This is a genomic window from Mesorhizobium sp. PL10, from assembly GCF_053714315.1.
In genome coordinates, this window is sequence record NZ_JBSKBR010000001.1 from 167,758 (window position 1) to 180,752 (window position 12,995).

General features: G+C 61.5%; 11 protein-coding genes. 8 read left to right on the plus strand and 3 right to left on the minus strand.

The features are described from left to right. Positions 1-117: 117 nt before the first annotated feature. A complete protein-coding gene (ftsH, locus tag ACWGTO_RS00840; protein WP_454572996.1) occupies positions 118-2,043 on the plus strand; it encodes an ATP-dependent zinc metalloprotease FtsH in 1,926 nt (641 codons plus the stop codon). A 67-nt stretch (positions 2,044-2,110) separates the two neighbouring features. Here ftsH and ACWGTO_RS00845 read toward each other — a convergent pair whose 3' ends face one another. Then, the gene (locus ACWGTO_RS00845) at positions 2,111-2,479 is read right to left on the minus strand and encodes a winged helix-turn-helix transcriptional regulator (RefSeq protein WP_454572997.1); all 369 of its coding nucleotides are present in this window, start codon (positions 2,477-2,479) and stop codon (positions 2,111-2,113) included. A 185-nt stretch (positions 2,480-2,664) separates the two neighbouring features. Here ACWGTO_RS00845 and ACWGTO_RS00850 point away from each other — a divergent pair, with 185 nt between their 5' ends. Together ACWGTO_RS00850 and ACWGTO_RS00855 are read left to right on the plus strand one after the other, a co-directional pair. Then, positions 2,665-3,429, plus strand: a complete 765-nt coding sequence (locus ACWGTO_RS00850; protein WP_454572998.1) for an SDR family oxidoreductase — start codon at positions 2,665-2,667, stop codon at positions 3,427-3,429. Next, the gene (locus ACWGTO_RS00855; protein WP_454572999.1) at positions 3,426-4,337 is read left to right on the plus strand and encodes an NAD(P)-dependent oxidoreductase; all 912 of its coding nucleotides are present in this window, start codon (positions 3,426-3,428) and stop codon (positions 4,335-4,337) included. Before ACWGTO_RS00850 ends, ACWGTO_RS00855 begins: the two co-directional genes overlap by 4 nt. Before the next feature lie 77 nt (positions 4,338-4,414). Here the strand turns inward: ACWGTO_RS00855 and ACWGTO_RS00860 are convergent, their stop codons facing one another. Further along, on the minus strand, positions 4,415-4,864 hold the full coding sequence (locus ACWGTO_RS00860) for a hypothetical protein (protein WP_454573000.1): 450 nt from the start codon (positions 4,862-4,864) through the stop codon (positions 4,415-4,417). Between the two features lie 240 nt (positions 4,865-5,104). Then, entirely contained in the window at positions 5,105-5,761 is a 657-nt protein-coding gene (locus ACWGTO_RS00865; protein WP_454573491.1) for a hypothetical protein, read from the minus strand. A gap of 698 nt (positions 5,762-6,459) precedes the next feature. Here ACWGTO_RS00865 and glmM point away from each other — a divergent pair. The 5 genes from glmM to serA all read left to right on the plus strand — a co-directional run bounded on the left by glmM (position 6,460) and on the right by serA (position 12,944). Next, on the plus strand, positions 6,460-7,812 hold the full coding sequence (glmM, locus tag ACWGTO_RS00870) for a phosphoglucosamine mutase (RefSeq protein WP_454573001.1): 1,353 nt from the start codon (positions 6,460-6,462) through the stop codon (positions 7,810-7,812). 251 nt (positions 7,813-8,063) lie between these two features. Continuing rightward, complete coding sequence (locus ACWGTO_RS00875) at positions 8,064-8,909, plus strand: outer membrane protein (protein WP_454573002.1); 846 nt, start codon at positions 8,064-8,066, stop codon at positions 8,907-8,909. A 223-nt stretch (positions 8,910-9,132) separates the two neighbouring features. Beyond that, complete coding sequence (locus ACWGTO_RS00880) at positions 9,133-9,906, plus strand: outer membrane protein (RefSeq protein WP_454573003.1); 774 nt, start codon at positions 9,133-9,135, stop codon at positions 9,904-9,906. Positions 9,907-10,107: 201 nt separating this feature from the next. Further along, positions 10,108-11,283, plus strand: coding sequence for a phosphoserine transaminase (locus ACWGTO_RS00885; protein WP_454573004.1), 1,176 nt, complete (start codon positions 10,108-10,110; stop codon positions 11,281-11,283). A 59-nt stretch (positions 11,284-11,342) separates the two neighbouring features. Further along, positions 11,343-12,944, plus strand: a complete 1,602-nt coding sequence (gene serA, locus ACWGTO_RS00890; RefSeq protein WP_454573005.1) for a phosphoglycerate dehydrogenase — start codon at positions 11,343-11,345, stop codon at positions 12,942-12,944. Positions 12,945-12,995: the final 51 nt, after the last annotated feature.

The following is a 12,995-nucleotide window of genomic DNA, read 5'->3' on the forward strand; positions in this document are numbered from 1 at the left end:
GGCGCGAAAGCTTAACCCAGACGTGCTGTTATGCTTGGCAAGGGGAGGCGCTCTCCCTATGTTAGGCTCAAGTTTCCTCTCATACGCGTGCCCCATCGGGTACCAACGGGACAATTGATGAATCCGAATTATCGCAACCTCGCGCTCTGGGCGATCATAGCGGTCCTGCTCATCGCTCTCTTCAATCTGTTCCAGACGCCGCAGACGCGCGGAGCATCGACCGATGTTCCCTACTCGCAGTTCCTGCAGGAGGTCGCGGCCGGCCGGGTGAAGACGGTGACCATCGCCGGCGACCGCATCATGGGCACCTACACCGACAACGCCAATGGCTTTCAGACCTATTCGCCCGGCGATCCGCAGCTGGTCTCGCGGCTTCAGGACAAGAACGTCGTCATCAATGCGCGTCCTGAATCGGACGGATCCACCTCGTTGTTCAGCTATCTCATCTCCTACTTGCCGATGATCCTGATCCTCGGCGTGTGGATATTCTTCATGCGCCAGATGCAGTCCGGTTCCGGACGCGCCATGGGCTTCGGCAAGTCGAAGGCCAAGCTTCTGACCGAGGCGCATGGCCGTGTCACCTTCCAGGATGTCGCCGGCGTCGACGAGGCAAAGGAAGATTTGGAAGAGATCGTCGAGTTCCTGCGCGATCCGCAGAAGTTCCAGCGCCTGGGCGGCAAGATCCCGCGCGGTGTGCTGCTCGTCGGCCCCCCCGGCACCGGCAAGACGCTGCTCGCCCGCTCGGTCGCCGGCGAAGCCAATGTGCCCTTCTTCACCATTTCGGGTTCGGACTTCGTCGAGATGTTCGTCGGCGTCGGCGCGTCCCGTGTCCGCGACATGTTCGACCAGGCCAAGAAGAATGCCCCTTGCATCATCTTCATCGACGAAATCGACGCCGTCGGCCGCCATCGTGGCGCTGGCCTCGGCGGCGGCAATGACGAGCGCGAGCAGACGCTGAACCAGCTGCTGGTCGAGATGGACGGCTTCGAATCCAACGAGAGCATCATCCTGATAGCTGCCACCAACCGGCCCGACGTGCTCGATCCGGCGCTGTTGCGTCCGGGCCGCTTCGACCGCCAGGTGGTGGTGCCGAACCCAGACATCGTCGGCCGCGAGAAGATCCTCAAGGTGCATGTGCGCAACGTGCCGCTGGCGCCCAATGTCGACCTCAAGGTGGTCGCGCGTGGAACGCCGGGGTTCTCCGGCGCCGATCTGATGAACCTGGTCAACGAATCCGCCCTGATGGCGGCGCGCCGCAACAAGCGCCTCGTCACCATGGCCGAATTCGAGGACGCCAAGGACAAGATCATGATGGGCGCCGAGCGCCGCTCGTCGGCAATGACCCAGGCAGAGAAGGAGCTCACCGCTTACCACGAAGCCGGCCACGCCATCCTCGCGCTCAACGTGCCGTCCGCCGATCCGCTGCACAAGGCGACCATCATCCCGCGCGGCCGTGCGCTCGGCATGGTCATGCAGCTGCCGGAAGGCGACCGTTATTCGATGAGCTACAAGTACATGGTCTCGCGGCTTGCCATCATGATGGGCGGCCGCGTCGCCGAGGAGTTCAAGTTCGGCAAGGAGAACATCACTTCGGGCGCGTCCTCCGACATCGAGCAGGCGACCAAGCTGGCACGCGCCATGGTCACGCGCTGGGGCTTTTCCGACAAGCTCGGCCATGTCGCCTATGGCGACAACCAGGAAGAGGTCTTCCTCGGCCATTCGGTGGCGCGCACGCAGAATATCTCGGAAGAGACCGCGCAGATCATCGACGCCGAAGTGCGGCGCCTGATCGACGACGCCTATTCAACCGCCAAGGCGATCCTGACCAAGAAGAAGAAGGAATGGATCGCTCTGGCGCAAGGCCTGCTCGAATACGAGACGCTTTCGGGCGAGGAGATCAAGCAACTGATCGCCGGGCAGAAGCCGGCACGAGATCTGGGGGATGATACTCCTCCGAGCCGCGGTTCAGCCGTGCCGAAGTCCGGGCGCCGCAAGAAGGGCCCGGAGCCCGAAGGCGGCATGGAGCCTCAGCCTTCGAGCTGAACTGAAATCATTCGATCCAGGAAAACGCCGCGGCTTCAATCCGCGGCGTTTTGCTGTCCAGGGTTTATCAAAGAGCAAGCCGTGCGGTTACACCTGCTTTGCCGGGGCGCGCGCCATCAGTCCGGCCAGCATGTTGCTTGCCCCATCTGGCCAGAGGGATCAGGGCATTGTCCAGCTCGATGCCGAATTCGGTAATCGAGTATTCGACCCTCGGCGGCACCTCAGGGAATATCTCGCGGTGAACGATGCCGTCAGCCTCCATTTCGCGCAGCTGCTGGATCAGCATCTTTTCGCTGATGTCAGGCACCAGCCGTTTCAGTTCACCGAATCGTGCCGGCGCCTTGTGAATCTGCCAGAGCAGTAATGCCTTCCATTTTCCGCTGATAACTTCCAGCGCCGGCCCCAATCCGCAACTATCTGGCTGTTTCTTTCCCATGTTTCATCCAATTCTGAGCAATCGGTGGGTAGCTTACATTTTTGTCGGTACTTGAGAACAACCAAGCCGGTCCATAGCTTCAAACCAGCTCGCCGGCATCGGCGAACACCACAACATCATATCGGTATCTCGCTTCGGCCTGCAAAGGCCGTCGGCGGCCTGATTTTGTCAAAAAGGAATGGATCATGACACGATACGCAAACAAGAAGGCCGTGGTCATCGGCGGGACGCACGGCATGGGCCTCGCCGTTGCCGAAGCCCTGATCGAGGACGGTGCCGAAGTTCTGGTCACCGGCCGCGACCAACGCAACATCGAGGCCGCCCGCAGAAAGCTGTTTTCGCGAGCTCATATCGTGCGGTCCGATATCAGCGACATGGCCGATATCCTCACGCTCGGTGCTGAAGTCGGGCAGAAGCTCGGTCAGGTCGACTTCCTTCACGTCAATGCCGGGGTAGCCAATCTCGAACCCATGGAGCGGGTCACCGAGGGCAGTTACGACCGCACCTTCAACATCAATGCCAAGGGCGCTTTCTTCATCGTGCAGCGCCTGCTGCCCCTCATCAGGGATGGTGGCGCCATCGTCTTCACCTCGTCGATCGCCGACGAATCCGGCACCGGCGGCATGAGCGTCTATTCCGGATCGAAGGCGGCACTTCGCGCTTTCGCCAAGGTCCTGGCCGCCGAACTTCTGCCGCGCCGGATCCGCGTGAATGTGGTCAGCCCCGGCTTCATCGACACACCGACGATGGGCGTGGCCGATGCCTCGGCCCAGGAGCGGGCGGCCTTCATGGCGATCGGCGACGCTGTCACCCCGATGAAGCGCCACGGCACGATGGAGGAAGTGGCGCGTGCAGTCCTGTTCCTGGCTTTCGATGCAACCTTCACCACAGGCGCCCGGCTGACTGTCGATGGCGGCCTTGGGCAGGCCCTGAGCCCCTTGCCGGTGTGATCCGGCCCAATCTGAAACGACGGAGTTACAAGATGAGCGATATTGCTGTAATCGGCCTTGGCGCCATGGGCACGGCTCTTGCCGGAGCCTTCCTCGACAAGGGTCATGGGGTGACGGTGTGGAACCGCTCTTCGGCAAAGGCGGAGGCTTTGGCGGCCAGAGGCGCGGTCGTTGCCATGAGCGTTGAGGACGCCGTCAGGTCGAGCAAGCTGATCGTGGTGTGCCTGCTCGTCTACGACACGGTCCATGAAATGCTGGCTCCAGCGCAGCTGGCGCTGTCGGGTCGCACGGTGGTCAACCTCACCAACGGCACGCCCGAGCAGGCGCGGGCGATGTCCGACTGGGCGGTCGGGCACGGCGCCGACTATATCGATGGCGGCATCATGGCGGTGCCGCCGATGATCGGCGGGCAGCATGCCTTGATACTGTATAGCGGCTCCAGGCAAGCCTACGACGCTCACGCGGGACGACTCGATTCGCTCGGCACCAGCAGATATCTCGGAGAGGATGCTGGCCTCGCACCACTCTACGATATCTCGCTTCTGGCCGGCATGTACGGGCTGTTCGCCGGCGTGCTGCAGGCACTGGCGATGACGGGAGCCGCCGGAATCCCCGCCGTGGAATTCATGCCGCTGCTGATGTCATGGCTGCACGCGATGCAAGGTGGCTTGCCGAAATGGGCAGAGCAAATCGATGCGGGCGACCACACCAGCAATGTCGTGTCCGGTCTCGGCATGCAGGCTGATGCCTTTGTCAATCTGATCGACACAAGCAGGTCTGCTGATGTCAGCACCGAGTTGATCTTGCCGATGCAAGGTCTGATGAGGCGTGGCGTGGCGGCGGGCAAAGCCAACGCCGATCTTTCCAGCCTGATCGAGCTTCTTCAACTGTCAAAGAAGGTCGTCTGAAGCTGGCAACACCACGCTTCCAACAGAAGGCCCGCGAACCTTGCGGTTCGCGGGCCTTCGATGTTCAGCTGATGCGATCAGCTCTTCAGCTTGGCATTACACAGGCTGTAATAGCCGCCGCCTTTCTGGATCCAGCGAAGGCCGTTCAACGTACCTGCGTCCTTATTGCCGTGGTAACCCTGCAGGCAGGTCTTCATCCGCGCCTTCGCCGGTTTTTCGGTCTTGAACTCGGCGGCCAGCATAGTCGGGAATGTCACGCCCGCCGGGGCAACAGTGGGGGCGACGGCCGCGCTGGTTTCCTCTTTCGGCGGCTCGGTTTTGACCGTATCCGCGCTGGCACTCTCCGCGGCGGACGTCGCGCATTTCTCCGTGCGGAAAGCGGTCCAATCCATGCCGTTCAGAGTGCTGCCTTCCTTGGCTGTGCGATAGGCCTCGCCGCATTCCTTCATCGTCAGTGCGCTTGCAGGGGCGACGCTCCAAGCGAGCAATGCCGTCACAATCAATGCTGCCAATTTCAATCTGGACATAGGACCCTCCTGGTTGACAAAACTCCGATGTCCTTTTGTATACTGTTTGTTCTTCATATGTTCAATCGGAATCTTTACGAATCACCAAGGTCTGGCGGTGGGCCGTGTGGGCGAACTCATGATGCCGATAGCTTCCGTGATATATGGATGCGAGCAGAGCTCGGGCGTCTTCGAGCGCAGCAAAAAGGCCCGCGCGTGTTGCGATGCGCGGGCCTTTGTCTGGAGAATATGGCTACGCGATCAGCTCTTCAGCTTGGCGTTGCAGAGGCTGTAGAAGCCGCCGCCCTTCTGGATCCAGCGCAGGCCATTCAGCGTGTTGGCATCCTTGTTGGCGTAATAGAGCTCGAGGCAGGTGTGCATGCGGCCCTTGGCCGGCGTCTCGCTGGCGTATTTCTTCGAGATCACGCTCGGGAACTTCACACCTTTGGGAGCGGTGACCGAGGGCTTTTCAGGTTCGCTGGTATAGGTCGCCTCGCTGGGAGCCGGCACGGTGTCGTCGTCATCGGCGCCGGCGCCGCATTCGGCCTTACGGAAGTCGTTCCATTTCTTGCCGCCCAGCGTGTTGGCAGACTTGGCCGCCTGATATTTGGCGCTGCAATCGGCCATGCTCAGGCCCTTGCCGCTGTCGGCAACCGCCTTGGTCGTCGTTGCCTTGGCGGGTTCAACCATGGCCGAAGCGCCGGCGGCGCATTCGGTCTTGCGGAAGTCGTTCCACTTCATGCCGTTCAGTGTCCCGGCGGCCTTGGCCGCCTGGTACTTGGTGCTGCACTCTTTTGCCGTAAGGCCCTTGGCTCCGTCGTCGGCCGCGGCGGCGGCCTTGGTCGTTGCCTTGGCGGGCTCTGCCGCAGCCGAGGCACCGGCGGCGCATTCGGTCTTGCGGAAGTCGTTCCACTTCATGCCGTTCAGCGTGCCGGCAGTCTTGGCGGCCTGATACTTGGCGCTGCATTCCTTGGCCGTCAGACCCTTGGCCTGATCGGCAGTGGCCGCCTTGGTAGCGGCCGCCTTCTTGGCCGGCTTGGCGGTCTCGGTCGTGGCGGCTGCATCGGTGCCGCATTCGGCTTTACGGAACTGGTTCCAGGTCTGTCCGTTCAGCGTGCCGCCGTCCTTGGCGGCATTATACTTGGTACTGCACTCGGCCATGGTCAGTGCGTTGGCGGGCGCCGCCATGAACAAGGTTGCGACGGCAAGACCCGTCAAAGTTGCAAGTCGGTGGATGAGCATGGCGTTTCTCCCGTGGCTGCCGCCCATGAGGTGTCCCTGAGCGAATCAGTAGCTCTCAACGCTAGGGTGCGCCAGATGCTAACTGGCGCCGGTACCGTCGGAAAGCGCGTCCTCCCGACAAGGTGATGGAATCCTTGCGATTTGCCGCCTCCAACAGCAAAAGGTATACCGGCTGAACCTGCGTTGCACAGCCAGTGTGAGCGGTATATTGCGGCAAGACCGTGTCATCGTGATGCGTTGCCGAACGCTGCTTGACAGCCTGCTACAATGATTTTCTAAGAATTCGTAATATACAATCACACAATGTGATCGTAAGGCTCGGCCAATTGTGGCATTAGAAGCCGGCTGAAAAACCGACGGGGATTCTGGCTAACATGGCAGGACGTTATTTCGGCACCGACGGCATTCGCGGGCGTGCCAACAAATTTCCGATGACGGCTGAGATCGCGATGCGGGTCGGCATGGCCGCCGGCCTGTCGTTCCAGCGCGGCAGCCACCGCCACCGCGTCGTGCTCGGCAAGGACACGCGGCTGTCCGGCTACATGATCGAGAATGCAATGGTGGCCGGCCTTTGTGCCGCCGGCATGGATGTGTTCCTGCTCGGCCCGATTCCGACGCCGGCGGTCGCCATGCTGGTGCGCTCGTTGCGCGCCGATATCGGCGTCATGATCTCGGCCTCGCACAATCCCTACTTCGATAACGGCATCAAGCTTTTTGGGCCTGACGGCTACAAGCTCTCCGACGAGATCGAGGAGCGCATCGAAAGCATGCTCGACAAGGATATCGAACTGGCGCTCGCCGACTCCGACGGGCTCGGCCGCGCCAAGCGTGTCGACGGCGTGCATGACCGCTACATCGAATTCGCCAAGCGCACGCTTCCGCGCTCGATGTCGCTGTCGGGTCTCAGGATCGTCGTCGATTGCGCCAATGGCGCCGCCTACAAGGTGGCGCCCGCCGCCCTTTGGGAATTGGGCGCCGAGGTCATTGCCATCAATGTCGAGCCGAACGGCTTCAACATCAACAAGGAATGCGGCTCGACCCATCCGGCCGGCCTGCAGAAGAAGGTGCATGAAGTGCGCGCCGATATCGGCATCGCGCTCGACGGCGATGCCGACCGTGTCGTCATCGTCGACGAAAACGGCACGATCGTCGATGGCGACCAGATCATGGCGCTGATTGCCGAGTCCTGGCACCAGAGCGGGCGGCTCGCAGGCGGCGGCGTCGTCTCGACGGTGATGTCCAATCTCGGCCTCGAACGCTTCCTCGGCGACATGAAGCTGCAGCTGCACCGCACCAAGGTCGGCGATCGTTATGTCGTCGAGCACATGCGTGCGCATGGGTTGAATGTCGGCGGCGAGCAATCGGGCCACATCGTGCTGTCCGATTTCTCGACCACTGGCGATGGCTTGGTCTCGGCTCTGCAGGTGCTGGCCTGCATCAAGCGACAGAACCGGCCGGTCAGCGAATTGTCGAAGAAGTTCGAGCCGGTGCCGCAGCTGTTGAAGAATGTCCGCATCGCCGGCGGCAAGCCGCTCGAGGAAGCCCCGGTCAAGGCCGCGATCGAAGATGCGCGCAACCGTCTCGGCAAGGCCGGGCGACTGGTCATCCGGCCCTCCGGCACCGAGCCGCTGATCCGCGTCATGGCCGAGGGCGACGACCCGCAACTGGTCGAAGCCGTGGTCAACGACATCGTTGACATCATTTCGGAAACGCGCAGCGCCGCCTGATCGCGCTGCCTCCACCGGCGGGCGCGAACTGCCGGCTCGAAGACCTCAAGGCCCGCCTCCAGGCGGGCCTTTTGTTTTCGCCAGGGCGGTTCCAGCATCATGCCGGGCGGCAGCTGTTTGCTAAAATGTCGATAATTCGTGGTTAATCGACAGGGTTAAACGCCTTTTAACTTTTCCAATTCATTATCCACAACTGAGGTCAATCATACTCGGGCGGGTTTGGACTTCCCGACGGTTCTCAGGGGTGAAGCATGTTCAATACAGCAAAAATGGCTCTCCTTGCCGCGCTGTTCGCAGGCGTGGCCGGGCCGGTATTCGCCGCCGATCTGGTGGAGCCGCCGGTGGTCGAGGAAGCACCGCCGCCGGTAGCTTATGACCCGCCCGCCGATTTCGGCGGCTGGTACATCCGCGGCGACATCGACTATCACTGGTCGAAATTCCGCGGCGGCGACTACACCACCTACAGCGCTGCGCCGCCCCAGATTCCGGGGTCTTTCGCCTCCGGCAAGTTGAAGAGCGCCTTTTCGGCCGGGGCGGGTGTCGGTTACCAGGTCAACCGGTACTTCCGCACCGATCTGACCTTCGACTGGATGAGCAAGTCCAATTTCCGCGGCTCGACCAACGGCTTCTGCGCCGGCGGCATAGCTTGTACTTCGGTCGACACATCGTCCTATTCGGCGATGCTGCTCCTGGCCAACGCCTATGTCGATATCGGCACCTGGCACGGTGTGACGCCCTATGTCGGCGCCGGCATCGGCGGCGCCTGGGTCAAGTGGGATACGCTGCACAACACCGATCTCGACGGCTCCTTCGAGCACAGCGGCGGCAAGGGCTGGCGCTTTGCCTACGCCCTCATGGCCGGCGCCTCCTATTGCCTGACCGACCGGGTCAAGCTCGATCTCGGCTACCGCTACAGCCATATCAATGGTGGCAAGATGTTCAACTACGCCTCCGACAGCAATGTCGGTCCGGGCTACGATCGCGGCATCAACGTGCACGAAGTGCGCGGCGGCCTGCGCTACCAGTTCGGCCGGTCGGACTGCGCCCCGCCGCCGGAACCCTACGTTCCCGAGCCGGAGCCGATCTACACCAAGTAGTCGCCTCGAAATCCTGGAATTCGCGAACCGCCCGGTTATGCCGGGCGGTTTTCGTTTGGCGATTGCGGTGCATTTCCATCCGCCGCCTGGCTGAAAAAAGCCTGCCGAAATCAATTCGGTAACGCCGCGTTATCCTTAACCCGCACTTAACCACTATGGTTAACAATGCTTCCTGAAACGGTGCGCGATTAACGACGGGCGACAATTTCAGGAGCCGGGGACCATGAATTTCAAACCGCTGACAGCGCTGGCGCTTGCCGCATTCGTGTTTGCTCCGCTGACGCCGGCGCAAGCCGCAGACTACGATCCGCCGATCTATGTCGATCAGGCGCCGGACTATCAACCGGTCGAGGTCGGCTCGGGCTGGTATCTGCGCGGCGACGTCTCCTATCTGGCGCAGAAGAGCTACCAGGATCAGGATTTCACCTTCGCGCCGGCAAGCTTCAGCGAAAAACAGGATCCAGCCTTTGCCAGTATCGGCTTCGGCTATCATTTCAACGACTATCTGCGCGCCGATATAAATCTCGGCTATCTGCCGGGCAACAAGGTTGGCATCCACTACGACGATACCGCGATCGTGATACCGCCGGCCACGGCAACGGTGGCGTCGGCATCCCTGGAGAATTATTCCCTGTCGGGGATGGTCAATGGCTATGTCGATCTTGGCACTTATGTCGGGATCACGCCCTATCTGGGCGCCGGCATCGGGTTGGTCCGGAGCAAATACAAGCTGTCGGCGAGTTACTTCACCGACAATCTCGACGCTACCGATGATTTCGTCCGGAGCGACAACAAGACCCAGTATGCCTTCGCCTATACGCTGGATGCGGGCTTGGCCTATCAGATCACCAAGAATGTCTCCGTCGATCTCGGCTATCAGTATTTTTCGGCGCCGGATGCTGAATATGTCACGGCCGAGAGCCTGACGTCCTATCCGATCCGCAAGGGCATCAGCAATCATCAGGTCAAGCTCGGGCTGCGTTACGACCTCTGGTAGGCTGGCTGTCGACACCAAGCTTGACGGCGGATCTCTTCGATCCGCCGTTTGCGTTTGAAGTCACGACATCCTGATCGCGGATTGCTTGTATCTTGTCAGCGACAAAAACTTTCCTCTTGACGCCTGAGGGCTGAACGCATATCGCCGTCCGTGGGCCACCCCTCCCCAACGAGGGGCCACTATCTGGAAGGATAGACCACGATGACGACGCATACGAAGCCCGGACTCCGTCCGGCAAATCCCAATTTCTCCTCAGGTCCCTGCGCAAAACGTCCCGGCTGGTCGGTCGAGGCGCTGAAGAATGCTGCGCTCGGCCGTTCCCACCGCGCCAAGATCGGCAAGACCAAGCTCGAACAGGCGATCGAGCTGACGCGGGAAATTCTCCAGGTTCCAGCGGATTACCGCATCGGCATCGTTCCGGCGTCGGACACCGGCGCTGTCGAGATGGCGCTGTGGTCGCTGCTCGGCGAGCGCGGCGTCGACATGGTCGCCTGGGAAAGCTTTGGCTCCGGCTGGGTTACCGATGTCGTCAAGCAGCTGAAGCTCGCCGATAGCAGAAAGATCGAAGCTGGCTATGGCGAGCTGCCGGATCTCACCAAGATCGATTTTGACCGCGACGTGGTCTTCACCTGGAACGGCACGACCTCAGGCGTGCGCGTGCCGAATGGCGATTTCATTCCAGCCGATCGCAAGGGGTTGACCATTTGCGACGCGACATCGGCCGCCTTCGCTCAAAGGCTCGATTTCCAGAAGCTGGACGTCGTCACCTTCTCCTGGCAGAAAGTGCTGGGCGGCGAGGGCGCACACGGCATGCTGATCCTCAGCCCGCGTGCCGTCGAGCGGCTTGAAACCTACAAGCCGGCCTGGCCGCTGCCCAAGATCTTTCGTCTGACCTCAGGTGGCAAGCTGATCGAAGGCATCTTCAAGGGCGAGACGATCAACACGCCGTCGATGTTGTGCGTCGAGGACTATCTCGATGCGCTCAACTGGGCGAAGTCGATCGGCGGGCTCGGTGCACTGATCGCCAGAGCGGACGCCAATGCCGCTGTGCTCGACGGTTTTGTCGACAAGTCCTCATGGCTCGGCCATCTCGCAATCGACGCGGCGACACAGTCCAACACGTCCGTGTGTCTGTCCTTCACCGACCCGGATGTTGCGGCGCTCGATGCCGACGGACAGGCGGCTTTTGCGAAAGCGATCGTCTCTGTGCTCGACAAGGAAGGCGTCGCCTACGATATCGGCTCTTATCGCGACGCACCGCCCGGCCTGCGCATCTGGTGCGGCGCGACTGTCGAGACATCCGATCTCGAAGCGCTGCTGCCCTGGCTCGACTGGGCCTTCGCCACGCAGAAGGCGTCGCTGAAGGCAGCGGCCTGAGATTGCATGGCGGCCTGCGGGCCGCCAGTTCCCCGACAATCCATTTCAAGGAGGTCGCAATGGCGCCCCGCGTTCTCGTCTCGGATAAACTCTCCACCACTGCCGTACAGATATTCAAGGATCGCGGCATCGAGGTCGACTATTTGCCCGATCTCGGCAAAGACAAGGAAAAGCTGCTCGAAGTGATCGACCAGTATGATGGCCTTGCCATCCGTTCGGCGACCAAGGTCACGGAAAAGCTGATCAACGCCGCGACAAAGCTAAAGGTTGTCGGCCGCGCCGGCATCGGCGTGGACAATGTCGACATCCCGGCGGCGAGCCGCAAGGGCATCATCGTGATGAACACGCCCTTCGGCAATTCGATCACCACTGCCGAGCATGCTGTCGCGATGATCTTCGCGCTTGCCCGCCAGATTCCCGAAGCCAACGCCTCGACCCATGCCGGCAAATGGGAAAAGAACCGCTTCATGGGCGTCGAGATCACCGGCAAGACGCTGGGTGTCATCGGCTGCGGAAATATCGGCTCGATCGTCGCCACGCGCGGCGTCGGCTTGAAGATGCATGTCGTTGCCTTCGACCCGTTCCTGTCGGACAAGCGTGCCGAGGAGCTTGGCGTCGACAAGGTCGAACTGGACGAGCTTTTCGCCCGCGCCGACTTCATCACGCTGCACACGCCGCTGACCGACAAGACGCGCAACATCATCGATGCGGCGGCGATCGCCAAGATGAAGAACGGCGTGCGCATCATCAACTGCGCCCGTGGCGGGCTGGTCGTCGAGGCCGATCTGGTCGCGGCGCTGAAGAGCGGCAAGGTGGCCGGTGCCGGCATCGACGTGTTCGAGGTCGAACCGGCCGAGAACAATGAACTGTTCGGCATGGAGAATGTGGTGGCGACGCCGCATCTCGGCGCCTCGACGGCGGAAGCGCAGGAGAATGTCGCGCTGCAGGTGGCCGAGCAGATGGCCGATTACCTGATCAAAGGCGCGGTTTCCAACGCCATCAACATGCCCTCGATCACGGCGGAAGAAGCGCCGCGGCTAAAACCCTTCGTCAAGCTCGCCGAAGTGCTCGGCGCCTTTGTCGGCCAGGTCACCGAGGACCCGATCACTGAGGTCGAGATCCTGTTCGACGGCTCGACCGCGACGATGAATACGCGGGCGCTGATCAGCGCTACGCTTGCCGGCTTGATCCGGCCGCAGGTCTCCGACGTCAACATGGTGTCGGCGCCGATCATGGTGAAGGAGCGCGGCATCATCGTCGCGGAGGTCAAGCGCGACAAGTCGGGCGTTTTCGACGGCTACATCAAGCTGACGGTCAAGACCGAGCACAAGACGCGCTCGATCGCCGGCACCTGCTTTTCCGACGGCAAGCCACGCTTCATCCAGATCAAGGGCATCAATCTCGACGCCGAGGTCGGCCAGCACATGCTCTACACCACCAATGCCGACGCGCCCGGCATCATCGGCCTGCTTGGCACGGTGTGCGGCGAAAACGGTGTCAACATCGCCAACTTCCAGCTCGGCCGCAACCGGCCGGGCGGCGACGCGATTGCGCTACTCTATCTCGACAAGCCATTCCCGGAAGATGTGCTGGAGCAGGTCAAGGCTCACAAGTCGATCGACTCGGCCAAGCGCTTGCATTTCGACGTCAACACGATGTGATCTGGACCGTCCAATGAGGTTCGAAAGGCGCGGCCTTGCCCGCGCCTTTTT

Coding starts and splice junctions, on each gene's coding strand:
- ftsH (WP_454572996.1), top strand. CDS start 118: ATGAATCCGAATTATCGCAACCTCGCGCTCTGGGCGATCATAGCGGTC.
- ACWGTO_RS00845 (WP_454572997.1), bottom strand. CDS start 2,479: ATGGGAAAGAAACAGCCAGATAGTTGCGGATTGGGGCCGGCGCTGGAA.
- ACWGTO_RS00850 (WP_454572998.1), top strand. CDS start 2,665: ATGACACGATACGCAAACAAGAAGGCCGTGGTCATCGGCGGGACGCAC.
- ACWGTO_RS00860 (WP_454573000.1), bottom strand. CDS start 4,864: ATGTCCAGATTGAAATTGGCAGCATTGATTGTGACGGCATTGCTCGCT.
- ACWGTO_RS00865 (WP_454573491.1), bottom strand. CDS start 5,761: ATGAAGTGGAACGACTTCCGCAAGACCGAATGCGCCGCCGGTGCCTCG.
- glmM (WP_454573001.1), top strand. CDS start 6,460: ATGGCAGGACGTTATTTCGGCACCGACGGCATTCGCGGGCGTGCCAAC.
- ACWGTO_RS00875 (WP_454573002.1), top strand. CDS start 8,064: ATGTTCAATACAGCAAAAATGGCTCTCCTTGCCGCGCTGTTCGCAGGC.
- ACWGTO_RS00880 (WP_454573003.1), top strand. CDS start 9,133: ATGAATTTCAAACCGCTGACAGCGCTGGCGCTTGCCGCATTCGTGTTT.
- ACWGTO_RS00885 (WP_454573004.1), top strand. CDS start 10,108: ATGACGACGCATACGAAGCCCGGACTCCGTCCGGCAAATCCCAATTTC.
- serA (WP_454573005.1), top strand. CDS start 11,343: ATGGCGCCCCGCGTTCTCGTCTCGGATAAACTCTCCACCACTGCCGTA.